This window comes from Pantoea sp. X-Soil-TKNS-1279 (assembly GCF_059730565.1).
This window is the reverse complement of the sequence record NZ_AP035948.1, coordinates 2,633,756-2,660,070: the sequence shown is the minus strand read 5'-3', so window position 1 is coordinate 2,660,070 and position 26,315 is coordinate 2,633,756. Positions and strand designations below refer to the sequence as shown.

Sequence of the window (26,315 nt, the reverse complement as noted above, 5' to 3'; positions counted from 1 at the left end):
CCATAATGGTCACTGGGCGTGATAATAAAGCCTTTCATTGCCTCAGACCACTCGCTCTCTGGGGGATATCCATTTTTGTGATCTGGCAGGAATTATTCAGGCGATTTGTGTGACATGCACGGCAGAGGCCGGGCGCATCACATCCGCAGAGAAAACATAACCCAGACCACGGATGGTGCGGATCAGGCTCGGCTGATGCGGGTTCATCTCAATCTTGCGGCGCAACCGCATGATCAGCACGTCAATGGTACGGTCGAACACATCCAGCGTTTCGCTGTGGGTGAGCTCCAGCAACTGGTCGCGCGTCAGTACTTTGCGGGCATGACACACCAGGGCGCGCAGCAACGCATATTCACCCTGGGTTAACGTCACCGTCTCACGCTGGGGGTTAAACAGTTGGCAGCGCGTTTCATCCAGTCGCCAGCCGTTAAACTGCCAACCCTCGTCCTGGGTGCTGACGGGTTGCGCCAGCCGACCACAACGGCGTAATGCTGCACGCGCCCGCGCAACAACCACGCGGGGATTAAACGGTTTGGCGATATAATCGTCAGCGCCCATCTCCAGACCCACCACCATATCCGCTTCTGATCCCATGCCCGTTAGCATGATCACCAGCAGCTCAGGCCGTTGGCGCTGCATTTGCTGTAGCACCAGCAGACCATTGGTGTCCGGCAGCATCATATCCAGCATCACCAGCGAGATTTCCGGGTGTTTATCCAGCAACGTCAGCGCATCTTTTCCCTGATGGCAGCTGAATACGGTAAAAACATGTTCACTCAATACATCGTGCAGCAGTTCGCACACCGCGCGATCGTCATCCACTACCAGAATTGCGGGCTTCATTACGGGCCTCTTTTGTTATGGAAGGGTTAACGAGAGTGTATACCGACCACTTTTGCCTGCTTAATCAGGCAACAGAAACGTGAGCGGCATCGCCTGACAGAGTTTGAAAGCGTGCGTTACCGCAATCTTTTTTCGCTACCCGGTTGACGGATGGGAAAACGATTGCGCGCACATGGTGCAATGCACCATAATCGCGCCTCGTTCTGGTTCAGAATTGTCTGAGTCTAAGATACAGTCGTGAAGGTAAACGATTGCGTCCTGTTATGGCATAGCAATTGCTATGAGGACAGGGGGAAAGGAGTTTAGTAACAAGGCGGATTGATGGCCGAGCATGCAGCCGTCTGCCTTTTCCCGCAACAATAACGCGCATGCACACCCCATTGGCAAGAGAACGCACGTCAGTGACGTCTCCCCATCACGAGAGATGATGATGTTAGAAAAACTATTCAAGCTAAAAGCGCACAACACAACGGTCCGCACCGAAGTTATCGCGGGCATAACCACCTTCCTGGCTATGGCCTATATCCTGTTTGTTAACCCAAGCATTTTGGGTGCGACAGGTATGGATAAGGGCGCGGTTTTCGTGGCCACCTGTCTGGCGGCGGCAATCGGCTGCGTGCTGATGGGCCTGATTGCGAACTACCCGATTGCGCTGGCGCCGGGTATGGGCCTCAACGCCTTCTTTACTTACACCGTGGTGCTGCACATGGGCTACACCTGGCAAATCGCGCTGGGTGCGGTGTTCCTGTCAGCCTGTATCTTCTTTGCGTTGTCGGTGTTCAAAATCCGTGAATGGATTATCGCCAGTATTCCGCTGCCGTTGCGTGCCGGGATTGCTGCCGGTATCGGCCTGTTCCTGGCGCTGATTGCGCTGGAAGGCGCGGGTATCGTGGTGGATAACCCGGCGACCCTGGTGGGCCTGGGCGATCTGACCAAACCTGGCCCGCTGCTGGCGCTGCTGGGCTTCGTCATCATCGTGGTACTGGAAGCACGTCGCGTGACCGGCGCGGTGCTGATCGGCATCCTGATCGTGACATTCCTGTCGATGGGTATTGGCCTGACGCCGTTTGGTGGCGTGTTCTCTGCACCGCCGTCTATCGCTCCGACCTTTATGCAACTGGACATCGCCGGTGCCTTTAACGTGGGCCTGGTGAGCGTGATTTTCGCCTTCCTGTTTGTCGACGTGTTCGACAACACCGGTACGCTGCTGGGTGTGACCAAGCGTGCGGGTCTGGCGGATGAGCAGGGCAACGTGCCGAAAATGGGCCGTGCGCTGATCGCCGACAGTGCGGCTGCGCTGTTTGGTTCTCTGCTGGGGACTTCAACCACCACCAGTTATGTTGAATCGGCAGCGGGCGTCAGCGCCGGTGGCCGTACCGGTCTGACCGCGATTGTCGTGGCTATTCTGTTCGTGCTGAGCCTGTTCTTCTCGCCGCTGGCGGGTAGCGTGCCGGTATTCGCCACTGCGCCTGCGCTGCTCTTCGTGGCGGTGCTGATGGCTTCTGGCCTGGCGGAGATTGACTGGAAAGACATCACCACGGCTGCGCCGGTGACGGTCACTGCGCTGACCATGCCGCTGACTTACTCGATTGCTAACGGTATCGCGTTTGGGTTTATTACCTGGACGGTGGTGAAGCTGCTGAGTGGCCGTACCAAAGAGGTGAATGCGGCGCTGATTATTATGTCGATCCTGTTTGTGATTAAGCTGGGTTGGTTGAGCGCGTAATTAACCTCACCCTGGTCCCTCACCCTAACCCTCTCCCGCAAGCGGGAGAGGGAACCGATCGAGCAAGCAATCTCTCCCGCAAGTGGGAGAGGGAACCGATCGAGCATATGGCACATCTCCCTCTCCCTTATGGGAGAGGGCCGGGGTGAGGGTCACAGACCGCACCTGCCCAGAGGGCCGGGGTGAGCGTCACCAACCGCACCTGGTCCTACCTGAACGGCGGTTCATTAAAGGTGCGTAATTTGCGCGAATGCAACTTATCACCCTCCGCCCGCAGCAACTCCACCGCACAAATCCCAATCTGCAAATGCTCCGAAATCGCCCCTTCATAGAAGCGATTCGCCTGGCCTGGCAGCTTGATCTCCCCGTGTAGCGGCTTATCTGAAACGCACAACAAAGTGCCATACGGCACACGGAAGCGGTACCCTTGCGCCGCGATAGTCGCGCTCTCCATATCCACCGCCACAGCGCGACTCAGGTTAAAGCGCAACGCCGAAGCGGAGTAACGCAGCTCCCAGTTACGGTCATCGGTGGTCACCACGGTGCCGGTACGCAGGCGTTGTTTGACCTCTTCACCTGGCATGCCGCTCACCGCTTTGGTGGCGTCGTACAACGCGCGCTGTACTTCGGCAATGCTGGGGATCGGGATATCCGGCGGCAATACACTGTCCAGCACATGGTCGTCACGCAGATAGGCGTGGGCCAGCACATAATCGCCAATGGTCTGGCTTTCGCGCAGGCCGCCGCAGTGACCAATCATTAACCACGCATGGGGACGCACCACCGCCAGATGGTCGCAGATGGTTTTGGCATTGGATGGCCCCACGCCGATATTCACCAGCGTAATGCCGCGACGATTGGGTGACGTCAGGTGCCAGGCGGGCATCTGGTGCTTCTTCCACGCCAGGTCCGACATCATCGCTTCCGGATCCTGGGTTTCTTTAGTGATCACCACATCGCCAGCACAGGCAAGGCTGTCGTAAGGTGTGTTCGGATCCTGTACTTGCTCAATCGCCCAGCGCACAAACTCATCGACATAACGCGTGTAGTTAGTGAACAGCACGAACGGCTGAAAGTGCTCAACGGCGGTGCCGGTGTAGTGACGCAGACGCGCCAGCGAGAAGTCGGTACGCAGCGCATCAAAATGCGACAGCGGGAACTGCGCGTCGGCGTTGAACAGGCCATCGGCGGTTTCATCACCAATCTGCGACAACTCGGTGGTGGGGAAATGACGGGCGATGCTGGCGCTCATGGAACGATCCAGCGACAGGTCCGAACCGTCGATCACGTAAGGGTAGGGGATCTCCTGCTGAGAGGGACCGACCTCAATCACCACCTCGTACTCTTTCTCAATCATCGACAGTTGCTCGCTCAGGTAATGACGCAGCAAAGCCGGACGGGTAATGGTGGTGCTGTAGCTGCCGGTATGGGTGAAGCGGCCCCAGGCACGGGTGCGGTTCTGCTGCGGGCCATCGCCCGCCCAGGTAAGGCGCAGTTCCGGGTAAACAAACAATCCCTGCTGCCGTGCCGTTTCATCCGGCAGACGTCCCTGTTCGGTAAAGTCACGAATTGCGCTGCGTAAAGCCGCAACCGCGTTGTCGTACAGGCGTTCCAGTTCATCCAGCGCCTGCTGGCTGCTGATACCGTTCCGTTGTGTAGTCATAGGTTCTCCCTCCGAAATTTGGGCCGATTTGGCTATAGCATAGCGGGTAAACCCCTCAGCACCATGAAGAATCTGTGATCGACCGCATTCTGCACCATCAGAGTGCTGGTGTGTCGGCAAACGCTGGCTATGGTTAAGATCAGCAGACGTGTTCCCGCCGCTTTAACGCGCTGTCGGTGCAAAAATTTGTCACCAATGCTTACCTTTGGCGAGGTTTTTGCTTAATCGTTAACCGTGGCCCTGCTGGCCACTCATCGCACTTCGTTAAGTTTCAGAAATTGATTTCTCCCAGGCCGTGGTATGGCTCCGTTCCTGACCCGTTGAGGATTGAAAGCATGTCTTTGAAATTCATACAAGTACCATTGAAGGTCGTGATTGCTGGTTGCCTGAGTGCGGCGTTTTATGCCCAGGCTGACATTAAAATTGGTGTAGCCGGACCCTTTTCCGGCCCTAATGCCACTTACGGCGCACAGTATTGGAAAGGTGCCACTCAGGCGGCGGATGATATCAACGCTGCCGGAGGCATTAACGGCGAGAAAATTGTGCTGGTGCAGGGCGATGACGCCTGTGAACCAAAACAGGCGGTGGCGGTAGCCAACCGTCTGGTGGATCAGGACAAGGTGCTGGCAGTGGTCGGCCACTTCTGCTCCTCCTCCACCATGCCCGCCTCTGAAGTGTATGACGATGCCGGTGTGCTGGCGATCACCCCCGGTTCCACCAACCCACAAATCACTGAACGCGGCATGAAAACCATGTTCCGTATGTGTGGCCGTGACGACCAACAAGGGGCGATTGCGGCTAACTACATCATCGATAAGTTGAAGGCCAAACGCGTGGCGGTGATCCACGATAAAGACACCTACGGTCAGGGGCTGGCTGATGCGACCAAAGCGGCACTGGAAAAACGTGGCGTCAACGAGGTGTTATATGAAGGTCTGTCGCGTGGTGAGAAAGACTTCAACGCGCTGGTTACCAAAATCGCCTCGGTGAAACCGGATGTGGTCTACTTTGGCGGTTGCCACCCGGAAGCGGGGCCTCTGGTGCGTCAGATGCGTGAACAGGGCGTTACGGCTGCTTTCTTCTCCGGTGACTGCATCGTGACGGAAGATATGGTGACTGCTGCCGGTGGCCCGCAATACACCAAAGGGGTCTACATGACCTTTGGTCAGGACCCGCGTCAGATCCCGGATGGTAAAGCGGTGATCGCCAAGTTCCGCGCGGGTGGTTTTGAGCCGGAAGGTTACACCCTGTATGCCTACGCCTCGGTGCAGGCTCTGGCCGCTGCGTATAAAGCCGCAGGGAAAGATAACGCCAAAGCCAGCGACTGGCTGAAAGCGAATAGCGTCGATACCGTAATGGGTAAAAAAGCCTGGGATGGCAAAGGCGACCTGAAAGTCTCGGATTACGTGGTCTACCAGTGGGACGATAAAGGCAAATATCACCAGCTGTAAGCTGACACGCGGCCCCGCGTGCAGCGGGGCCATTCGCGATTGGGCGCGAGGTTTGCGCTCCCCTTAAGCACGGGACTTGCATATGGACGCCTTCTTTCTTCAGCAACTGGTGAACGGCCTGACGCTGGGCGCGGTTTACGGGCTGATTGCTATCGGCTACACCATGGTGTACGGCATTATCGGCATGATCAACTTCGCCCACGGCGAGGTGTATATGATCTCCGCCTATCTTTGTGCCATCGGGCTGGGCCTGCTCAGCTTCTTCGGCATCCACTCCTTTCCACTGCTGATTTTCGGCACCCTGATCTTCACTATCGTCATCACCGCCGTGTATGGCTGGACCATTGAGCGCATCGCTTATCGCCCGTTACGCAACTCCACCCGTCTTGCGCCGTTGATTTCGGCGATTGGGATGTCGCTGATTTTGCAGAACTACGTGCAATTGAGCCAGGGACCGAATCAGCAGGGCATCCCCACGTTGATGAGTGGCGTGCTGCGTATGGAGATTGATGGTGGCGTGGTGCAAATCACCTGGACCAAAGTGTTTATCCTGATTGCCGCTCTGTGCGGCATGGCGCTGCTGACGTGGATTATTCAGTACACACGGCTGGGGCGGATTTGTCGTGCGGTGCAGCAGGATCGGCGCATGGCCGCGATTCTCGGTATCAACACCGATCGGGTGATCTCGCTGGTGTTTATGATTGGTGCGGCAATGGCCGGGCTGGCCGGGGTACTGGTGACCATGAACTACGGCACCTTTGATTTCTACATTGGCTTTGTCATCGGCATTAAGGCGTTTACCGCTGCGGTACTGGGCGGTATCGGTTCGCTGCCTGGGGCGATGCTCGGCGGTCTGCTGCTCGGGGTGGCGGAAGCGCAATTCGCCGGACTGGTGAACTCCGATTACAAAGATGTTTTCTCTTTTGCCCTGTTGGTGGTGATTTTGATCTTCCGGCCACAGGGGCTATTGGGACGACCGCTGGTTGCCAAAGTGTGAGGACGCCGAAATGAGTGCAATGACGCAATCTGTGGATGTGCGCCAGTCGCTGCTGGATTGTCTGATGGCCGGGCTGGTGGCGCTGGTGGTGTTTGGACCGATCGTCGGCGTGGTGCTGGATGGCTACAGTTTTCATCTGTCGCCACTGCGGGTCGCACTGCTGGTGGGGGTGGTGATGGTGGGGCGACTGCTGCTCAGCCTGTTGCTGCAAACTCCGACCGGACAACGCTTCGCCCGCAAGTTCGAAGGCAGCGATGACGGGGTATATGTCCGTGAGCCGGGCCACCGCTCAGCGCTGCGCTGGGTCCTGCCGCTGGTGGTGGTGGTGGCGTTGGCCTTTCCGTTCCTTTCCAGTAAATACCTGCTGACGGTAGCGATCCTGGGGTTAATTTATGTGTTGCTCGGCCTCGGGTTGAATATCGTGGTGGGGCTTGCCGGGTTGCTGGACCTCGGTTATGTGGCGTTTTACGCCATCGGCGCTTATGGACTGGCGTTAGGTTATGAGTATCTCGGCCTGGGTTTCTGGAGCATGTTGCCACTGGCGGCCTTGATGGCGGCCTTTGCCGGGGCGCTACTCGGTTTTCCGGTGTTGCGGATGCACGGTGATTACCTGGCGATCGTCACCCTCGGTTTTGGTGAAATCATCCGTCTGATCCTCAACAACTGGCTGGCCTTTACCGGCGGTCCCAATGGTGTCTCGGTGCCGGCACCGACCTTTTTTGGTCTGGAGTTTGGCCGTCGCGCACGCGAGGGCGGTGTCCCCTACAACGAGTTTTTCCATCTCGACTACAACCCGAACATGAAGTTTATCTTCATCTATGTGGTGCTGGTTCTGGTGGTGTTGCTGGTGTTGTGGATCAAACATCGCCTGACGCGTATGCCGATTGGCCGCGCGTGGGAAGCGCTGCGCGAGGATGAGATCGCCTGTCGCGCAATGGGGCTGAATCATGTGCTGGTCAAGCTGTCGGCGTTTATGCTCGGCGCATCCACCGCCGGGATCGCCGGGGTGTTTTTCGCCACCTATCAGGGCTTTGTCAATCCAACCTCGTTCACCTTCTTTGAATCGGCGCTGATCCTCGCCATTGTGGTGCTGGGCGGGATGGGGTCGACGCTCGGCGTGGTGCTGGCGGCTTTTGTGCTGACGGTCGCCCCGGAACTGTTGCGCAGCTTTGCCGAATATCGCGTGTTGTTGTTTGGCATGTTGATGGTGCTGATGATGATCTGGCGACCGCGTGGCCTGGTACGTACCGCGCGCGTGGGTGTACCGCTGCGTAAAGGAGTGCGCCATGAGTGATGCGATTTTGCAGGTGAATAACCTGATGATGCGCTTCGGCGGTATTAAGGCGTTGAACGACGTCAGCCTGGCAGTGGAGCGTGGTTCGGTGACATCGTTGATCGGCCCGAACGGCGCGGGTAAAACCACGGTATTTAACTGTCTGACCGGTTTCTATCGCGCCACTGGCGGGCGCATCACTCTTAACGCCAATCAGCGATCGACCGATGTGATCCAGGTATTGGGGCAGAAAATTCATCCCGGTGACTGGCTGCATCCGGCGCGGCTGGGTTCACGTATCTGGTACAAAATGTTTGGTGGCGCGCATCTGGTGAACCGCGCCGGGCTGGCGCGTACCTTTCAGAATATCCGCCTGTTTCGCGAGATGTCGGTAGTGGAGAACCTGCTGGTGGCGCAGCATATGCAGGTTAACCGTCAACTGATCGCTGGCATCCTGAATACCCGTGGTTATCGCGAAGCGGAGAATCGCGCGCTGGACCGGGCATTTTACTGGCTGGAGAACGTTGACCTGGTGGGCAGCGCTAACCGACTGGCGGGCACCTTATCTTATGGGCAGCAGCGGCGACTGGAGATTGCCCGTGCCATGTGTACCCGCCCGGAGCTGATCTGCCTTGATGAACCGGCGGCTGGCCTGAACCCGGTGGAGACCGAGGCGTTAAGCCAGATTCTGCATCGGCTGCGCGCCGACCATCGTATCAGCGTGTTGTTGATTGAACACGATATGCCGATGGTGATGCGTATCTCCGATCATATCGTGGTGTTGGATCACGGCGACGTGATTGCGCAAGGCACGCCGCAGCAAATCCGTCATGACCCACGGGTGATTGCCGCCTATCTCGGCGCGGAAGAGGAGGATGACCATGTCTGAACCGATGCTGAGCTTTGAACAGGTGGACGTATTTTATGGCCCGGTGCAAGCACTGAAGCAGGTGTCGCTGACGGTTAATGAAGGCGAAACCGTGGCGTTGATTGGTGCCAACGGGGCGGGTAAATCGACGCTGCTGATGTCAATTTTCAGCCAACCGCGCATCGCCGCTGGCGAGATTCGCTTTCGCGGCGAGGCCATCAGTCACCGATCCACCCATTTTATCGCCGCCAGTGGTATCGCGCAGGCGCCGGAGGGCCGGCGCATCTTCCCGGATATGACGGTGGAGGAAAATCTGCTGATGGGCACCATTGCCATCGGCGACCGCTTTGCGCGCGAAGATAAGGATCGCATGTATCAGCTGTTTCCCCGACTGCTGGAAAGGCGTAAACAGCGCGCGATGACGCTATCGGGCGGTGAGCAGCAGATGCTGGCGATTGCCCGTGCGTTGATGAGCCGCCCGAAATTGCTGCTGCTGGATGAACCCAGCCTCGGGCTGGCACCGCTGGTGGTGAAGCAAATCTTTGCCATCCTGCGTGAGCTGACGCAGCAGGGCATGACGCTGTTTCTGGTGGAGCAGAACGCGCGCCATGCGCTGCAACTGGCGGATCGGGGTTATGTGATGGTTAACGGCGAGATACGACTCAGCGGCAGCGGCGAGGAATTGTTGCATAACGAGGAGGTGCGCAGTGCCTATCTGGGAGGCGCAGTCGAACATCCTGCCGTCTCGGGGACAAAAAGTTTGTAATAATGATTAAATGTTGACGGGAAACATTTTGCATAATTGTTAGCGTCCTATCATTATTATTCTTCTTGTCCAAAGTGATTTGGTATTCCCTTGCAAAATCCTGGCGTAGCAGTGATGCGTGCGATCAGAAATACGGCGTGGTATCCGAAACGCCGTTCTTATCGCACGCTGTTATGGCGTGAGATCACGCCGCTGGCCGTGCCCATCTTTATCGAAAACTTATGTGTGATGCTGATGGGCGTCCTCAGTACCTTCCTGGTCAGCTGGCTGGGTAAAGAAGCGATGGCAGGCGTAGGTCTGGCCGACAGCTTTAATATGGTGATCATCTCATTCTTCGCCGCTATCGATCTCGGCACCACGGTGGTGGTGGCGTTTAGCCTTGCCAAACGCAACGGCAAACGGGCGCGCGCGGCAACCCGCCAGTCGCTGGGATTGATGACGGTGCTGGCGTTTGTGTTGGTGATCGCCATTGAGGTTTGGGGCCACCTGATCATTGATGTCATCGCCGGTAGCGCCGAACCCAAGGTTAAGGCGCTGGCGCTCAGCTACCTGCAAACCTCGGCGTGGAGTTACCCGGCGGCAGCGATTGCCTTGATTGGCAGCGGGGCGCTGCGTGGGGCAGGAAATACCAAAATCCCGATGCTGATTAACGGCGGGATGAACATCCTCAATATCGTCATCAGTACCGTGCTGATCTATGGCTGTCTCGGTTGGGAAGGGTTGGGCTTTATTGGTGCCGGGCTGGGGCTGACTATCTCACGCTATATTGGGGCGATTGCGGCTATTTATGTGCTGTATCTCGGTATCAACCCGGCGCTGAAAATCTCCATCCAAAGCTACTTCCGGCGCTGGAACTACGGCATTTTGATGGAGGTGCTAAGTATCGGTGTTCCGGCCAGTATTGAGTCGGTGCTGTTTAACGGCGGTAAGCTGCTGACGCAGATTTTTGTCGCCGGAATGGGGACCAACGAAATCGCCGGCAACTTTATCGCCTTCTCCATCGCCACGTTGATTAACCTGCCGGGCAATGCCCTGGGGTCGGCGTCGACCATTATCACCGGCAAACGTCTTGGACGTAACCAGGTGATGCAGGCGGAACGGCAAATCAAACATGTATTCTGGCTGGCGATGATTGGCTTATGTAGCCTGGCGGCGATTACCGTGCCGATAGCCGGGTTGCTGGCGAAGTTCTATACCCGCGACCCGGAGGTGATTTCGGTGACCAAACACCTGATCTGGCTGAACGCCGCGTTTATGCCAATCTGGACCGCCTCCTGGGTGCTACCTGCCGGGCTGAAAGGTGCACGCGATGCGCGTTACACCATGTATGTCTCGATGTTCAGCATGTGGGGCGCGCGCGTGGTGGCCGGTTATCTGCTTGGCATTGTGCTGGGTATGGGGGTGATTGGCGTATGGCTTGGCATGTTCCTCGACTGGACCGTGCGCGGTATCTGCTTCTGGTGGCGTCTGACCAGCGGCAAATGGCTGAATAATTATCGCCGGATGATCGCCAAAAGCGGGGGCTAATGCCCTCACCCTAACCCTCTCCCGCAAGCGGGAGAGGGGACTGATGCGTGCACCGGCTACCATTTTGCACTACCTCCCTCTCCCGCTTGCGGGAGAGGGACGGGGTGAGGGTATCAGCGTAAACCACCGCCCAGGCAAATAAGTAAAACCTATTATTTATTCTCAACCTTTCTGTGTCATTTTCCCTTCTTAATTTAAAAATTAAATTCATCCTGCTGGTCAATTCCGTTATTTAACCGCTGGCTTAGATACTGAAAAAATTATTTTTCTGTGCAACCAGGAGCGTCAATATGGAAAAGCCTGACAACATCGCCCCATTATTTTCCGTGCGCCAACTTTCGGTGGCGCTGCCCGCCGGGATGGACCGTCGCTTTGCGGTGGAAAATCTCAGCTTTGATCTGTGGCCGGGAGAAATTCTCTGCATTATCGGTGAATCCGGCTCGGGCAAATCCGTGACCGCCCATGCTGCTATGGGCCTGTTACCCAAAGCCCTGCGTGTGCAGGGTGGCGAGATCCTGTTGCGTGGCACCAATCTGCTGCAACAAACGCCGGAACAGTTGCGCCAGCTCCAGGGCAAAACCCTCGCCATCATTTTCCAGGACCCGCTGTCGGCCCTCAACCCATTGATGACCATCGGCGAGCAGATCGCGGAGGTGATGCTGGCGCACAACGTTGGCACTGCCGCGTCACGCCAGCAAAAAGTGCTGGCACTGTTGGAAGAGGTGGGGCTGCCGGAGCCCGATAAAATCCAGCATCAACATCCGTTTCGCCTCTCCGGCGGGCAGCGTCAGCGGGTGATGATCGCCATGGCGCTGGCGCTCGACCCCGATGTGCTGATTGCGGATGAACCCACCACGGCGCTCGACGTCACCACACAGGCACAAATTCTGCGTCTGATTCGTGGCCTGCAACAGCGCAAGGCGATGAGCGTGATGTTTATTACCCACGATTTTGGCGTGGTGGAAGAGATTGCCGATCGGGTGATTGTGATGGAGAAGGGCCATATGGTGGAGTCCGGCCCAGCGCAGCAGGTGCTTAACGCGCCGCAACATCCCTATTCGCAGAAGCTGATTGCCGCCGTGCCCCGCATGCATGCCGGGGAAAAAGACATACGCAATACGCCAACGGTATTGCAGGTGAAAAACCTGGTAAAAACCTACCGCAGCGACGGCGGCTGGCTGAGCCGCAGCCGCGAAGTGAAGGCGCTGAACAACGTCAGCTTCAGCCTCAATAAGGGTGAAACTCTCGGTATTGTCGGGGAGTCCGGTTCGGGCAAATCGTCGCTCGGGCGGGTGCTGCTGAAGCTGTTGGCGGCCGATAGTGGCGAAATCCTGTTTGATGGCCGTGATATCCAGCCAATGAAAGAGAACGAATTCCGCCCGCTGCGCCGCTATATCCAGATGATTTTTCAGGATCCGTTTGCCTCGCTCAACCCACGGCACACCATTGGCACCATTCTTTCGGCTGGGCCGCTGGCGCTGGGTGGCATGACACCGCACGAAGTCGAACGCAAGGCGAAACAACTGCTGCAACGGGTTGGGCTGGATGCCAGTGCCTGGAACCGCTTCCCGCATGAGTTCTCCGGTGGCCAGCGCCAGCGTATCGGCATTGCGCGTGCGCTGATGTTCGATCCGGTGCTGCTGGTGGCTGATGAGTCGGTATCGGCGCTGGATGTGTCAATTCAGGCACAGGTGCTGGAATTGTTGCGCAGCATTCAACAGCAAACCCAGGTGGCGATGATTTTTATTACCCATGATTTGCGCGTTGCCAGTCAGATTTGTGACCGCATCGCGGTGCTGTTCAAAGGTGAAATTGTCGAGCAGGGCACACCACAGGCGGTGTTCCGTGAGCCGCAGCATCGCTATACCCAACAGTTGGTGAGCGCCATTCCCGGTCATGCCGAAGAGCGGGTGGCATCTTAAGTGAAATTGGAAAAAGCTATGACAAAAGTCGTTGTCATTGTCCACTATCTCACCAATACTGGAGGAAAGTTTGTACTGCCCTAATCCCTTCTTCTGAGACGTTTTTTTTCAGTTATGTGGAGCGCAGAATGACAAAACCAGCCGTACCTGCCGTTCCGCAACAGGCCACCGACGTGGATTTGGGACCCTTGGGTAATATGCTGAGTTTTTACATTCGCAGCATCAATATCGCCGTGTCGCGCGACCTCGACCAGCAACTGGCCGGACTCGAAGTGGCGCGCGGCACCGGAAAAATCAGCACCCTGCTGGTGGTCGACCGCCACCCCGGTATTCGGCCTTCGGTGATTGCCGATGTGATCCAGCGCGACCGTTCCGCTATGGCGCGCCTGCTCGACCAGATGGAACAACAACAGTTGCTGAGGCGCGAAGCTGATCATAGCGATAACCGCTCTCAGGCATTGTTTCTTACCGAACATGGTCAGGCGCTGGCACAGCGTGTACGTGAGCTGACACAGCTACAGGAAGATCGTTTTTTTCAACGGCTGACGGCGAGAGAAAAACAGACCGTCATCCGTTTATTAAAAAAAGTCTTACAGCCGTAACGCAGTAATAAAATCGGATAATTACGGTGGGGGAGAAATTAATTTTCCCCGCACGGTGAACTGTTGCCGAAATATCGCTGCGTGCGTCTGATGTCGGAAATTAATAACCGTCAATAACCTGTGGGAATAATTATGCCAGGTCCGTTTGTAGTACCCGTGCACGGCGATGTGACATTACCGGGAAAAGTCGATGTGGTGGTGATTGGCGGCGGCATTATTGGCTGCGCTACCGCGCTGGAAATTGCTGAGCAGGGCGTCAGTGTCGCGCTGTGCGAAAAGGGCGGCATTGGTCATGAGCAGTCAAGCCGCAACTGGGGATGGGTGCGACTGGCACGGCGTGATCCGCGTGAAGTGCCGCTGATGGCTGAATCGCTGCGACTCTGGCAGCAACTGGATCAGCGTTTACAGGCGGATACCGGTTATCGGCGTGCAGGCATCACCTTTAACTGTGCTAACGACCAGGAATTCAGTGAACTGCAAAACTGGTCGCGCCATATGGATGGCACCGGCTTTCGTGCTGAGATGCTGGATCGTGACGGGGTCGCGAAACTGTTTCCCGGCCATAAAGTGCAGGGCGTTGGTGCACTCTACACCCCGGATGATGGCCGCGCCGAGCCGCAGAAAGCGGCCCCGGCCATTGCCGAAGCGGCGCGTCGCCACGGCGCTCATATTCTGACGGAGTGCGCGGTGCGCGGCATTGAAACCAGCGGTGGGCGGATTTCCGGGGTGGTAACCGAACGCGGTGCCATCGCCTGCCAGACGGTGGTGCTGGCAGGAGGCGCCTGGTCCAGTTTGATGGCACAACGTTTTGGCCTTTTTCTGCCGCAGCTCAAGGTATTAAACAGCGTGGTGCGCACTGAGCCACTGCCCGGTGGCCCGGAAGCGGCATTCTGGACACGCGATTTTGCCATTCGCAAACGTCAGGACGGCGGCTACTCCATCGCCTCCGGTCATGAAAGTGAAGTGGATATTGTGCCGGACAGCTTCCGCTTTGCGCGTAACTTCCTGCCTGCGCTTCGCCATGAATGGGGTTCGTTGCGGCTGCGGCTGACCGGACGTTTCTATGACGAGTGGCGGATGGCACGCCACTGGCATCTGGATGAACCCAGCCCGTTTGAGTACTGCCGCGTACTGGACCTGCCGCCGTCGAAAAAACTCACCAATAACGTACTGGAGCAACTGAAGCAGCAACTGCCGGCACTGGCCGGACTGAAAGTGGCGCAACGCTGGGGCGGATGCATCGATGTGCTGCCCGACGCCATTCCGGTGATTTCCCATGTTGACCGCTATCCCGGCCTGGTGATGGCGACCGGCTTCTCGGGTCACGGCTTTGGCATTGGTCCGGGAGCCGGGCGTCTCACCGCCGATCTGGTGCTGAACCGCACGCCGGTGGTGGACCCGAAAGCGTTCCGTTTTTCACGTTTCACTGATGGTTCGAAGATTGAAATTATGACCGGCTACTAACTCTGATTGCCGCTGCGCGGCGTTGTGTTTCTGTTCACCTGAGGAAAAACGATGAGTGATAAGTTTGCAGATTCCCTGCCAAAAATTTCCCGTCGGCAGGCGCTGGTGTATCTGGCCTCCGGCACCGCCGCGATGGCGCTGCCAGGGCTGTTTGGCAGCAATGTCGCACGCGCGGCGATGACCGGGGCGGGCGGTAGCGGTGGACAGATGGTAGTCGGATTCTCGCAGGAACCGACGGTGTTCAACCCGTTGATGCCGCATATCGAGGTGGATGACGGTCTGCATTTCAGCCTGTTTGATCCGCTGTTCGGCGTTGATGAGAAAGGTAACTTCACCCCGGCACTGGCGACCGAAGTGCCAACCCAGGCCAATGGCGGCATCTCTGCCGATGGGCTGAATTTTCATCTCAAACTGCGCGATGGCGTGAAGTGGCACGATGGCCAGCCGTTCACTGCGGAAGACGTGAAGTTCACCCTTGAGTTGCTGGTGGACCCGAATTTCCGCAGCTGGAGCCGTTCCGGACATGAACTGGTGCGTGATATCACCATTGTCTCACCGACTGAAATCAAATGGCGGATGGAGAAACCCTATTCGCCTTACACCTCGATCCTCGCCGCCACCTTTATCATTCCCAAACACGGCTTTGCCAACGTGCAGGACAAAAACACCGCGCCGTTTAACAGCGCGCCGATTGGCACCGGGCCGTTCAAGTGGCAGCAGCGCGTGCCGGGCGATCATATCGAACTGACCGCTAACAAAGAGTACTACGGTGATGGACCGAAGCTCGACCGTCTGATTTATAAGTACATCCCGGATCTCAACGTGATGTATACCCAGTTTGTCTCAGGCGATATCGATATCGCCGGGTTGCAGTGGATTTCAGCCGACCACTACGACGAGGCGAAAAAATTGCCGGGGAAAGTGGTGGACGTATTCCAGAGCGCCACCATTGAGAACTTTGCGTTTAACCTCGCCCGTCCTCAGTTCCAGGACCCGGCCGTGCGAGAGGCGTTGTATTACGCCATTGATAAACAAACCATTATTGATGCGCTTTACTACGGACTGCCGAAACCGACCGAAACCTATATGCCGCGTCAGTCGGCCTATTTCAACGCCACCCTCCCGGCACACGAATTCAATCTCGACAAGGCCAAAGCCCTGCTGGATAAAGCGGGCTGGAAACCGGGAGCGGGCGGTATTCGCGAAAAGAATGGCGTCAAACTGTCGTTTACCAACTCCACCACCGCTGGCAACCATCTGCGCGAACAGATGCAGCAGTTTATGCAGCAGAGCTTCCAGGAGATTGGTGTGGAGATGAAGATTTCCAACCTGCCGCCGGCGGTGATGTGGGGGGATTACTGGATGCTGTCGAAGTTTGACAGCGCCATTGTCGGCCTGAATTACCTCACCGGCTCTGATCCCGATACCGCCACGTATATGCGTTCTGATGCCATCCCGGCGCAGGGGGGCGCGGGGCAGAATGTGTTCCAGTACAAAAATCCCGAAGTGGACAAACTGCTGGCGCAGGGCAGTGCCGAGTTCGCGCCGGAGCAACGCAAAGCAGCTTACCTGCAAATCCAGTCGCTGGTGCGGAAGGACATGCCATTCCTGACGCTGTTCAGCTTTGCCAACGTGCGCGGGCACAAAGAGGGCGCGGAGAATATCACGCCCAACATCAACGTGCGTATCGATAGCTGGAACGCCAACACCTGGTACTGGGATAAGAAAGCCTGATTCCATTCACAACGTGCGTGACGGGCAGGAAGCCGTCACGCCGGGGAGGAGAGCCGTGGGCGCATTTCTGTTACGACGTTGCGGTCAAAGCATCATTTTGTTGTTCCTGGTATCCATTATCGGTTTCGCTGCCCTCAATCTGGCACCGGGCGGGCCGTTGTCGCAATACGCCTTAACACCGGGGATGACCCAGGAGGCGATGCAGCGTATCGCCACACAGATGGGGCTGAACCGACCGTTGCCGGTGCAATATTTCGACTGGCTCAGTCATCTGCTGCGCGGTGACTGGGGGCGTTCATATCGCGACGGTCAGCCGGTCCTGAGCATCATTTTTTCGCATCTACCGGCGACGTTGTTGCTGATGTGCACCTCGATGGTGTTCTCGATCGCCATCGGTGTGTGGATCGGTATTCAGAGCGCCATCAAGCGCGATAGCCTGTTTGATCGCTTTGCCACTATGGGCGCGATGGTGGCGCTGTCGATTCCGACCTTCTGGTTCGGGCTGGTGGCGATCTACTTCTTTGCCCTGAAGCTGCAATGGCTGCCCGCCGGGAATATGTACACGGTGGGCGATGGTTCGCTGCTGGATGTGCTGCGCCATCTGGTGTTGCCGGTGCTGGTGCTGACCTTTGTTGATGTGGCGATCTGGAGTCGTTATATGCGCACCGCCACGCTGGAAGTGATCAATCAGGATTTCATCAAAACCGCGCGGGCCAAAGGGGTGCCGCCACGTCGCGTGCTGCTGAAGCATGTGGTAGGCAATGCGCTGTTACCGATGATCACCCTCGCCGGGATGCAGCTGCCGACCATTCTGGGCGGCGCGCTGGTGGCGGAGACGGTGTTTACCTGGCCGGGCATGGGGCGTCTGTTTCTCGATAGCCTGGGCTACAGCGATTATCCGGTGGTCATGGGGCTGCTGATGTGCTCGGCGATTCTGGTGCTGATTGGCAACCTGCTGGCGGATGTGATCACCGCGCTGGTCGATCCGCGTATTCGTCCCGCTTAAGGAGGCAAGATGGCATCTTCTGTGATTACGCCGCCGGTAACGCCTGTGCGCTGGCTACGCAACCGCACCTTACAACGCTTTGTGCGCCATAAACTGGCCTGCGCCAGCTTGTTGTTGATTATCCTGATGGCGCTGGCCTGCGCGTTTGGCCCGTCGCTGCTGCCGTTTGATGACTTGCATATTGACCTGCGTGCACGCTTCGCACCGCCGTTGACTGGCTGGCACTGGCTCGGTACCGATCCGCTCGGGCGGGATTTACTGGCGCGCCTGCTGATGGCCGGGCGTATTTCGCTGCTGGTGGGTTTCTTTGCCATGATGCTGAGCATCATGCTCGGAACTCTGGTCGGCATTGTGGCCGGCTACTACGGCGGCCGTGTCGGTGCCGTGCTGATGCGTATCGTCGATGCCTTTCTGGCCTTTCCCAGCGTGTTTCTGTTGCTGGCGCTGGCGGCGTTTATCAAGCCCGATCCGGCAATGATCACGGTGATTATCGCCGTCACCAGTTGGATGGAAGTAGCGCGTATCGTTGAGGCCGAGGTGCGCTCGTTGCGTGAACGCGAATACATCCTGGCGGCACGGATGCTGGGGCTTTCCGGGCGCTGGATTATGTTCCGTGAGCTGCTGCCGAATGTGGTCGGGCCGATTATCGTGGCAGCCACGCTGACGGTGGCGCGCGCCATTCTGCTGGAAGCCTATATCAGCTTTCTCGGTTACGGTATCCAGCCGCCGTTGCCCAGTTGGGGCAATATGCTGAACGGCGCGCAGCAGTATCTGATCCGTGCGCCCTGGCTGGCGCTGGTGCCGGGCATCGCCATTACGCTGGCGGTGACCTGCTTTAACTTCATTGGTGATGGGCTGCGCGATGCGCTGGATGCCCGCAGCGACAAAGAGTGAGGTGATGCGCAATGGCCCGATTCTCCCCGTTCGAAGATTCGTTGTGGTTTGCCACGGCGGCCCCCGCGCCTGACTTGCCCTCCTTGCAGGGAGAACATCGCGCGGATGTCTGCATCGTGGGTGGCGGTTATACCGGGCTGACCACCGCGCTGACGCTGGCAAAACAAGGCGTCAAGGTCATGCTGCTGGAAGCTCAACAGGCGGGATTTGGTGGCTCCGGGCGCAATGCCGGGCACTGCACCCCAACGTTTACCCATTTCTCGCTGCCGGAACTGCGTCGCTTGCTGGGTGAGCCCTGGGCCGAGCGGTTAATCAGACGTCAGACCCAGGCCAATCACCAGGTCAGCGCGATGATCCGCGATTATCACATTGATTGTGAATGGCAACAGAACGGCTATCTCCAGGCGGCGGCGCGACCGGGTGCGATGAAGTTGATTGAGGAAAAAGCGCGTCAGTACAACGCGGTTGGGGCGCATACCGAAGCGGTGGATGCGGCGCAGGCGGAGCGCATCAGCGGCAGTCCGCGTTTTTATGGTGGCTGGTTTCATCATGAAGGGGGACATCTTAATCCGCTCGGCTATGCGCGTGGTCTGGCGCGAGCCGTGGGGCAGGAGGGCGGCGAAGTTTACTGTGCCTCTCCGGTTAGCGAGGTGAAAAAGCAGGGAACAGCCTGGCAGGTGATCACACCACAAGGTCATGTGCTGGCAGATAAAGTGATTTTCGCCACCGGGGCGTACACCGTGGCCGGCTGGCCACAACTGGAACAGAGTTTTCGCATCATGCGGGTGTTTGTCGCCGCCACTCAGCCACTGGATGCGGCACTGCGCAGCAAGGTATTGCCACTAAACACCACTATTCATGACGGTCGTGGTGATATCTATGTCTACAAATATAACCAGCAAGGGCGCATCGTCGCCTCAATGTTCCCGATGGGGCGGCGTGGGCGGGAGATGAATTATACCCATCAGGTGATGAGTGATCGCCTGCGCTGGCTGCATCCGGCCATCGGACAGCCGCTGCGCTGGGACTATTTCTGGTACGGCGAGCTGGATATGCAGCAACGAACCATTCCGCGTTTATATCAACTGGCACCCGGCGTCGTGGCGCTGACGGGCCTCTCCGGGCGTGGCGTACCGACCGGCAGTATGCTCGGCGGCATTCTGGCGGAGTGGGCGCAGGACATGCCCGCGAGCGAGTTGGCACTCAAAATTGAACCGTTGCATAAAGCGCCGTTCTGGATGGGTTTTGGCCCGCAATTGACATTGCGTTATTACCGCGCGCGGGACTGGCTGCGTTGTCGTATCGAAGGTGCTGCGCTGCCCCCGCATGCTTGACGTTATATGCAATTTGTAGCATTGAAGCGCAGAACTTCTTGTTTTGGTTATATGGCGGATTGCGCTTAACTGACAGGGTCAAACATTTCTGGAGAACTGCCGATGAAAAAGTTACTGCTACAGTGGTTTAATCGCCTGGTGGAGCCACAGTCTGCCGGGGTCGAACAAGACGAGGTGGATTTCAGTAAACATATTGAGCTACTGATCCCGGTAAGCCAACTGTATGGTATTGAATTCCATCCGACGGTTTACCGTTACTATGAAAGATGAATGTTTCCATCTGTGATGACGCGCGATAAATCGCGCCGCTACGTATCGCTCGAAACCGTAGCTGCGCGATTTATCGCGCTTTTTTTTGCCCATTTCTGACGAATTTCTGCACATTGTTTAAATAATTCTTACAAACCCTCCTCACTTCCTTCAATTGTATTGAATTCGTAATGTTAGCGTAAAGAAATGTGTTTCCTTACCGTTGCGCTCATGCAAAAATACGAAAGTAAATGATAACCATTCTTCTTATCATTTGAGGTGCGGGCCATTTTGTACGGCCCGTTGTGCGCGTCAATAACTACAACGAACCCACACTTTTCAAAATGGATAAAAATCGCAACCTGCCATTTGGCAGCTTTAACTCGCTGACCTTGTTTACCGGGCTGTGCATCGGGATCTCGCCAGCCGCCGCGCTGGCCGCTGACAACACCACCAAAAAGAACGACGATACCCTGGTGGTGGAGGCACAGACGCCTTCACTCTATTCTCCTGGCGTATCCGCCGATCCTAAATTTACCCAACCGCTGGTGGATACCACCCGTACCATCACGGTGATCCCTGACCAGGTGATTAAAGATCAGGGTGTGAATAACCTGACTGATGCACTGAAAAACGTTCCGGGTGTCGGGGCGTTTTATGCCGGGGAGAACGGTAGTTCATCGACCGGTGATGCGGTGTATATGCGTGGCATGGATACCTCCAACAGCATCTACGTTGACGGTATCCGTGATATTGGCAGCGTGACGCGCGATACTTTTAACACCGAGCAGGTGGAAGTGATCAAAGGCCCGTCAGGCACCGACTATGGCCGTAGCGCGCCGTCCGGCTCCATCAACATGATCAGCAAACAGCCGCGCCTTGATACCGGCCTGGATGCATCGGTCAGTGTGGGTAGCGCCTGGATGCGTCGTGGGACACTGGATTACAATCAGGCGATCAGCGATAACGCTGCGTTTCGCCTCAATTTAATGGGTGAAAAAACCCATGATGCCGGTCGCGATAATATCCAGAATGAACGTTATGGCGTGGCACCCTCATTGGCGTTTGGCCTTGATACCTCCACTCGCCTGTATCTCAATTATCTGCACGTTCACCAGAACAACACGCCGGACGGCGGCATTCCGACCATCGGGCTGCCGGGCTACTCTTCGCCTACCGCAGCGTCCTCAGCGCTGAATACGTCTGGCAAAGTCGCGACCAGTAACTATTACGGCACCGATTCAGATTTCGATAAATCCACCACCGATACGGTGACCATGCGTTTCGAGCATGACCTGTCGGATAGCACCACCATCCGTAACACCACGCGCTGGTCACGGGTGAAGCAGGAGTATCTGCTGACGGCGGTGATGGGCAGCACCATTGGTATGCCGAACCCGAACGATGTCAGCACCTGGACCTGGACGCGTAACGCCAACCTGAAAGACGTCAGTAACCGCATCCTGACCAACCAGACCAATATCACCTCGAAGTTCTTTACCGGTTCGGTCGGGCATGATGTCAGCGCCGGGGTCGAGTTTACTCGTGAGAACCAGACCAACTACGGTGTCACCCCGATTACCGCACCTGTCGTGAATATCTACCATCCGATCAGCAGCATTTCGCTGGGTGGGTTGAATCGCAACGGTGCTAATGCCAACGGCCAGACCGACACCTTTGGTATTTACGCCTTCGATACGCTGGCGATCACCAAAAACTTTGAGCTGAACGGCGGCATTCGCCTCGACAATTATCACACCGATTATGACAGTGCCACCGCCTGTGGCGGCACCGGACGTGGTGCGCTGGCCTGTCCGGCGGGCGTGGCGACCGGTACGCCGGTTACCACAGTCGATACCGCGAAATCAGGCAATCTGGTCAACTGGAAAGCCGGTGCCCTGTATCGTCTGACCGAGCATGGTAACGTCTACGTTAACTACGCGATTTCCCAGCAACCGCCGGGTGGCAGCAACTTTGCGCTGGCTGCGGGTGGCACCGGCAATAGCGCCAACCGAACCGATTTCAAACCGCAGAAAGCCAAATCCAGCGAAGTGGGCACCAAGTGGGAAGTGTTGGATAAACGTTTGCTGTTGAATGCGGCGCTGTTCCGTACCGATATTGAGAACGAAGTGTCCGCCAATGACGATGGCACCTACTCGCAATACGGTAAGAAACGTGTTGAAGGTTATGAGCTGTCGGCCACCGGCAATATCACCCCGGACTGGCAGGTGATTGCCGGTTATACCCTGCAACATGCTTCTGTAACCGAGGGCGACAGCGTGGCGCAGGATGGCTCATCGGCGCTGGCGTATACGCCGAAGCACGCCTTCACCCTGTGGACCAACTATCAGGCCACCGATGCGCTGTCAGTGGGAGCCGGTGCACGTTATGTTGGCAGCCTGCGTCGCGGTAGCGATGGTGCGGTGGGCACGCCAGACCACACCGAAGGATACTGGGTAGCAGACGCGAAGCTGGGCTATAAGGTGAATAACAACCTTGATTTGCAGCTTAACGTGTACAACGTTTTCGACACCAACTATGTTGCCTCCATCAACAAGAGTGGTTACCGCTACCATCCGGGTGAGCCGCGTACCTTCCTGTTGACGGCTAACGTGCATTTCTAACAGCTGTAGCGGCGCGATTCATCGCGCCGCTACCTATGTGCTAATCCCACGTTTTAAGAGAGAACAACGCGATGATGTATCACATTCCTGCCGTGCTGACGCCGGAAGAGGTCGCCAGTTTCACCACGCTGCTGCAACAGGCCGAGTGGGTTGATGGCCGGGTAACGGTCGGCAGCCAGGGTGCCACCGTGAAAAATAACCAGCAGATCGACACCCGTACGCCGCTCTATGATCGGTTGCAGGCGGCGGTGTTGCAGGCATTGAACAACAACCCGCTGTTCTTTTCCGCCGCGTTACCACGCAGCATTTCCACACCGCTATTCAATCGTTATGAGCAGGGGGAAACCTACGGTTTTCATGTCGATGGGGCGGTGCGTCACAACGGCGCGGCAGGCTGGATGCGCACCGATCTTTCCGCCACGCTGTTCCTTTGCGAACCAGAGAGCTATGACGGTGGCGAACTGGTGATTGAAGACACCTACGGCCAGCACAAGGTTAAACTGCCCGCCGGGCATCTGGTGTTGTATCCCTCCAGCAGTCTGCACTGCGTGACACCGGTAACGCGTGGCGCGCGTGTCGCATCATTCCTGTGGATTCAGTCGATGGTGCGCGATGACAAACAACGCGCGATGTTGTTTGAGTTGGACCGCAATATTCAGAGCCTGAAAGCGCGTCACGGCGACAGTGAAGAATTGCTGTCGCTGCTGAATATGTATCACAACCTGCTGCGTGGCTGGACCGAGGTGTAGCGGCGCGATTTATCGCGCTGTGAGTGCCTATTGTGTCAGCTCACGGGCAAACTGGATAAAGTCATGTAACGCCTTATTCTTTATCTCCCGCTGCCAGCTCATGGTCAGCGTTGAAGTGGCATGCTGATCCTGCAAAAAACAGTAGGCCACGTCGGGTATCATTACCGAACGCTGGGTTTCGGGTACCAGCGTGACCCCCATCCCCATCGACACCAGACCGATAGCCACCGAGACATCACGGGTGGGTTGAATTTTCTGTGGCACAAATCCCGCCTGCTGGCAGGCGTTCAGCGCTGACCAGCCCAGGCCAACCCCGGGCGGATCTTCCTGCATCAAAAAGGGTTCAGCAGCAAGTTGTGACAACGCAATGCGCGGCTGGGAAGCCAGCGGGTGGCGACGTGGGAGCACCGCAATCAACGGGCGGGTGGCGAGATCGAGATAGTCCAGATGATCATATCGTGGCACCGGTGAGCGAACCAGGGCGATATCTATTTGATTAGTTAACAGAAGTGTAAGCTGTTCGTGAACATTGCGTTCTTCAATCACGATATCAATGCCTGGTTTACGTTGGCGATAACCATTAATTAACAGCGTGAGTGCCGGGTCGAGTATCGAAGAACCGACGTAACCAAGCTTGATCTGCCCGCGATATCCCAGGCGTAAACTGCGCGCATTTTCGCGGAACTTGGTGTAATGACTGGATGCGATACGTGCCTCTTCCACCAGTTGCTCACCTTCAAACGTCAGCGCCACATGCCGCCGGTCACGGGTGAATAGCGCAAGATCCAGCTCCTTTTCCAGCGCCTTGATGTACTGGCTCAGCGCCGGTTGAGCGATGTTCAGACGCAGTGCCGCCTTGCCAAAATGCAGCTCCTCCGCCAGTACGACAAAGGCGTGTAAATGTCGGTAATCCATCGATGTCCTCCTGATTTTTACTGATAATAACTCTTTATCAAAACGCCATGTATTATTATTGGACTCTTATCAGTGATCCTCTAACACTGTGGGGGTAACGACGGGAGGTGCCGGTTCTATGCCACTGAATTCGCTCCTGTTGTTCTCAAGGTGTGCCAGCGCCTGTCTGCGCCGATGCATTACCGGTTACCACGACCAAGAGGGACATTGAGATGTCTGAGAAGCAAGTAAAAGTCACCGATTTACGTTCCGCGCTGGAGGTGTTAAGCCAGTACGATGATGAATTGATTTACACCGATGAACCTGTAGATCCGATCGCGGAATTATCCGGCGTTTACCGTTATGTCGGTGCACACGGCACGGTAAAACGTCCGACGCAAATCGGCCCGGCGATGATTTTCAACAAAATCAAAGGCTACAACGATATGCGCGTGCTTATCGGCCTGCTGTCTTCACGTAAACGTGTGGCACGCCTGTTTGGCACCACACCGGAAAATCTGGCGTTTATGCTGAAAGATTCGGTCGCTAACCCGATCGCGCCGATTGTTATCCCGCGTGAACAAGCGGTATCTCAGGAAGTGGTGCATCTGGCCAGCGATCCGGACTTCGATATCCTGAAAATCCTGCCTGCGCCAACCAACACCCCGGAAGATGCCGGCCCTTATTTCACCCTCGGTATGTGTTACGCCGCCGATCCGGAAACCGGTGAACACGACGTCACCATCCATCGCCTGTGCGTGCAAAGCAAAGACGAAATCTCGATGTATTTCGTGCCAGGCCGTCACCTCGATACTTTCCGTCAGAAAGCTGAAGCGGCCGGTAAACCGCTGCCGATCTCTATCAGCATCGGTGTCGACCCGGCGATTGAGATTGGTGCCTGTTTTGAACCGCCAACAACGCCGCTGGGCTTTGATGAATTGTCGATTGCCGGCAGCCTGCGTAACCAGGCCGTTGAGTTAGCAGAATGTCTGACCGTGAAAGCACGCGCCATCGCCAATGCGGAAGTGGTGATTGAAGGTGAGTTGCTGCCCGGTGTACGTGTACGTGAAGACCAGAACACCAATTCCGGCAAAGCGATGCCTGAATTCCCCGGTTATACCGGTGCGGCACAGGCTCAGGTGCCGGTGATCAAAGTCAAAGCCATTACCCATCGTCGTTCACCGATCCTGCAAACCTGTATTGGCCCCAGCGATGAACACACCAATATGGCCGGTATCCCGACTGAAGCCAGTATTTTGCAGATGGTGGAACGCGCGCTGCCAGGTTTCGTGCAGACCGTACACTGTCCGACACCGGGCACCGGCAAATATCTGGCGGTGTTGCAGGTGAAAAAACGCACCCCGGCGGATGAAGGTCGTCAGCGTCAGGCGGCACTGCTGGCGTTCTCCGCCTTCTCTGAGCTGAAACATGTGATGCTGGTGGATGAAGACGTCGACGTGTTTGATATTAACGATGTGATCTGGGCGATGACCACCCGTTATCAGGGCGATGTCGATACCGTGTTTATTCCGGGTGTACGTTGTCATCCGCTTGATCCGTCCTCTGATCCGGCCTACAGCCCGTCAGTACGCGACCACGGTATTGCCTGCAAAACTATCTTTGACTGCACCGTGCCTTACCACCTGAAAGCTAACTTCCACCGTAGCGAATTCCTCGAAGTGGATGTGAATCGCTTTATCCCAGGTTTCAACAAAAAATAAGGAGGCAG

General features: G+C 56.6%; 21 protein-coding genes. 18 read left to right on the top strand and 3 right to left on the bottom strand.

Features of this window, described 5'->3' with window-relative positions:
- Nucleotides 1–96: 96 nt before the first annotated feature.
- A complete protein-coding gene (locus AC6I8N_RS12555; RefSeq protein ID WP_036624905.1) occupies nucleotides 97–843 on the bottom strand; it encodes a response regulator in 747 nt (248 codons plus the stop codon).
- A 427-nt stretch (nucleotides 844–1,270) separates the two neighbouring features.
- Here AC6I8N_RS12555 and AC6I8N_RS12550 point away from each other — a divergent pair, with 427 nt between their 5' ends.
- Complete coding sequence (locus AC6I8N_RS12550) at nucleotides 1,271–2,569, top strand: NCS2 family permease (protein ID WP_021182816.1); 1,299 nt, start codon at nucleotides 1,271–1,273, stop codon at nucleotides 2,567–2,569.
- 208 nt (nucleotides 2,570–2,777) lie between these two features.
- Here AC6I8N_RS12550 and AC6I8N_RS12545 read toward each other — a convergent pair whose 3' ends face one another.
- The gene (locus AC6I8N_RS12545) at nucleotides 2,778–4,232 is read right to left on the bottom strand and encodes an AMP nucleosidase (protein WP_021182817.1); all 1,455 of its coding nucleotides are present in this window, start codon (nucleotides 4,230–4,232) and stop codon (nucleotides 2,778–2,780) included.
- Nucleotides 4,233–4,567: 335 nt separating this feature from the next.
- On the opposite strand from AC6I8N_RS12545, the gene AC6I8N_RS12540 reads away from it, so the two are divergent.
- From AC6I8N_RS12540 to ybiX, 16 genes are all read left to right on the top strand, one after another.
- Nucleotides 4,568–5,683 carry a branched-chain amino acid ABC transporter substrate-binding protein gene (locus AC6I8N_RS12540; protein ID WP_036624907.1) on the top strand — a complete coding sequence of 372 codons (1,116 nt, stop codon included), beginning with the start codon at nucleotides 4,568–4,570 and terminating at the stop codon, nucleotides 5,681–5,683.
- Nucleotides 5,684–5,765: 82 nt separating this feature from the next.
- Nucleotides 5,766–6,680: an ABC transporter permease subunit gene (locus tag AC6I8N_RS12535; RefSeq protein WP_021182819.1), complete on the top strand. Its 915-nt coding sequence runs from the start codon at nucleotides 5,766–5,768 to the stop codon at nucleotides 6,678–6,680.
- 10 nt (nucleotides 6,681–6,690) lie between these two features.
- Nucleotides 6,691–7,974 (top strand): high-affinity branched-chain amino acid ABC transporter permease LivM, encoded by a 1,284-nt coding sequence (livM, locus tag AC6I8N_RS12530; protein WP_497829163.1) that lies wholly within the window; start codon nucleotides 6,691–6,693, stop codon nucleotides 7,972–7,974.
- Entirely contained in the window at nucleotides 7,967–8,842 is an 876-nt protein-coding gene (locus tag AC6I8N_RS12525) for an ABC transporter ATP-binding protein (RefSeq protein WP_208724087.1), read from the top strand. The genes livM and AC6I8N_RS12525 overlap by 8 nt, the downstream gene beginning before the upstream one ends.
- Nucleotides 8,835–9,587 carry an ABC transporter ATP-binding protein gene (locus AC6I8N_RS12520; RefSeq protein WP_497829162.1) on the top strand — a complete coding sequence of 251 codons (753 nt, stop codon included), beginning with the start codon at nucleotides 8,835–8,837 and terminating at the stop codon, nucleotides 9,585–9,587. Before AC6I8N_RS12525 ends, AC6I8N_RS12520 begins: the two co-directional genes overlap by 8 nt.
- A 114-nt stretch (nucleotides 9,588–9,701) precedes the next feature.
- Nucleotides 9,702–11,114, top strand: a complete 1,413-nt coding sequence (locus tag AC6I8N_RS12515) for an EmmdR/YeeO family multidrug/toxin efflux MATE transporter (protein WP_497829161.1) — start codon at nucleotides 9,702–9,704, stop codon at nucleotides 11,112–11,114.
- Nucleotides 11,115–11,404: 290 nt separating this feature from the next.
- Nucleotides 11,405–13,036 (top strand): ABC transporter ATP-binding protein, encoded by a 1,632-nt coding sequence (locus tag AC6I8N_RS12510; RefSeq protein WP_208724090.1) that lies wholly within the window; start codon nucleotides 11,405–11,407, stop codon nucleotides 13,034–13,036.
- 128 nt (nucleotides 13,037–13,164) lie between these two features.
- On the top strand, nucleotides 13,165–13,638 hold the full coding sequence (locus tag AC6I8N_RS12505) for a MarR family winged helix-turn-helix transcriptional regulator (RefSeq protein ID WP_021182825.1): 474 nt from the start codon (nucleotides 13,165–13,167) through the stop codon (nucleotides 13,636–13,638).
- Nucleotides 13,639–13,770: 132 nt separating this feature from the next.
- Complete coding sequence (locus AC6I8N_RS12500; protein ID WP_497829160.1) at nucleotides 13,771–15,102, top strand: NAD(P)/FAD-dependent oxidoreductase; 1,332 nt, start codon at nucleotides 13,771–13,773, stop codon at nucleotides 15,100–15,102.
- 51 nt (nucleotides 15,103–15,153) lie between these two features.
- Nucleotides 15,154–16,836: a peptide ABC transporter substrate-binding protein gene (locus AC6I8N_RS12495; RefSeq protein ID WP_497829159.1), complete on the top strand. Its 1,683-nt coding sequence runs from the start codon at nucleotides 15,154–15,156 to the stop codon at nucleotides 16,834–16,836.
- A gap of 55 nt (nucleotides 16,837–16,891) precedes the next feature.
- Nucleotides 16,892–17,842 carry an ABC transporter permease gene (locus AC6I8N_RS12490; RefSeq protein WP_021182828.1) on the top strand — a complete coding sequence of 317 codons (951 nt, stop codon included), beginning with the start codon at nucleotides 16,892–16,894 and terminating at the stop codon, nucleotides 17,840–17,842.
- Nucleotides 17,843–17,851: 9 nt separating this feature from the next.
- Complete coding sequence (locus AC6I8N_RS12485; protein WP_497829158.1) at nucleotides 17,852–18,736, top strand: ABC transporter permease; 885 nt, start codon at nucleotides 17,852–17,854, stop codon at nucleotides 18,734–18,736.
- An 11-nt stretch (nucleotides 18,737–18,747) separates the two neighbouring features.
- Nucleotides 18,748–20,070 (top strand): NAD(P)/FAD-dependent oxidoreductase, encoded by a 1,323-nt coding sequence (locus tag AC6I8N_RS12480; protein ID WP_497829157.1) that lies wholly within the window; start codon nucleotides 18,748–18,750, stop codon nucleotides 20,068–20,070.
- A gap of 102 nt (nucleotides 20,071–20,172) precedes the next feature.
- Complete coding sequence (locus tag AC6I8N_RS12475) at nucleotides 20,173–20,340, top strand: hypothetical protein (RefSeq protein WP_208724094.1); 168 nt, start codon at nucleotides 20,173–20,175, stop codon at nucleotides 20,338–20,340.
- Nucleotides 20,341–20,663: 323 nt separating this feature from the next.
- Complete coding sequence (locus tag AC6I8N_RS12470) at nucleotides 20,664–22,943, top strand: catecholate siderophore receptor Fiu (RefSeq protein ID WP_497829156.1); 2,280 nt, start codon at nucleotides 20,664–20,666, stop codon at nucleotides 22,941–22,943.
- Between the two features lie 71 nt (nucleotides 22,944–23,014).
- The gene (gene ybiX / locus AC6I8N_RS12465) at nucleotides 23,015–23,692 is read left to right on the top strand and encodes a PKHD-type hydroxylase YbiX (protein WP_021182833.1); all 678 of its coding nucleotides are present in this window, start codon (nucleotides 23,015–23,017) and stop codon (nucleotides 23,690–23,692) included.
- A gap of 27 nt (nucleotides 23,693–23,719) precedes the next feature.
- Here ybiX and AC6I8N_RS12460 read toward each other — a convergent pair whose 3' ends face one another.
- On the bottom strand, nucleotides 23,720–24,607 hold the full coding sequence (locus AC6I8N_RS12460) for a LysR family transcriptional regulator (protein ID WP_021182834.1): 888 nt from the start codon (nucleotides 24,605–24,607) through the stop codon (nucleotides 23,720–23,722).
- 212 nt (nucleotides 24,608–24,819) lie between these two features.
- Between AC6I8N_RS12460 and AC6I8N_RS12455 the strand changes: the two genes are divergently transcribed.
- Nucleotides 24,820–26,307, top strand: a complete 1,488-nt coding sequence (locus AC6I8N_RS12455) for a UbiD family decarboxylase (RefSeq protein ID WP_021182835.1) — start codon at nucleotides 24,820–24,822, stop codon at nucleotides 26,305–26,307.
- The last annotated feature ends 8 nt before the right edge of the window (nucleotides 26,308–26,315 follow it).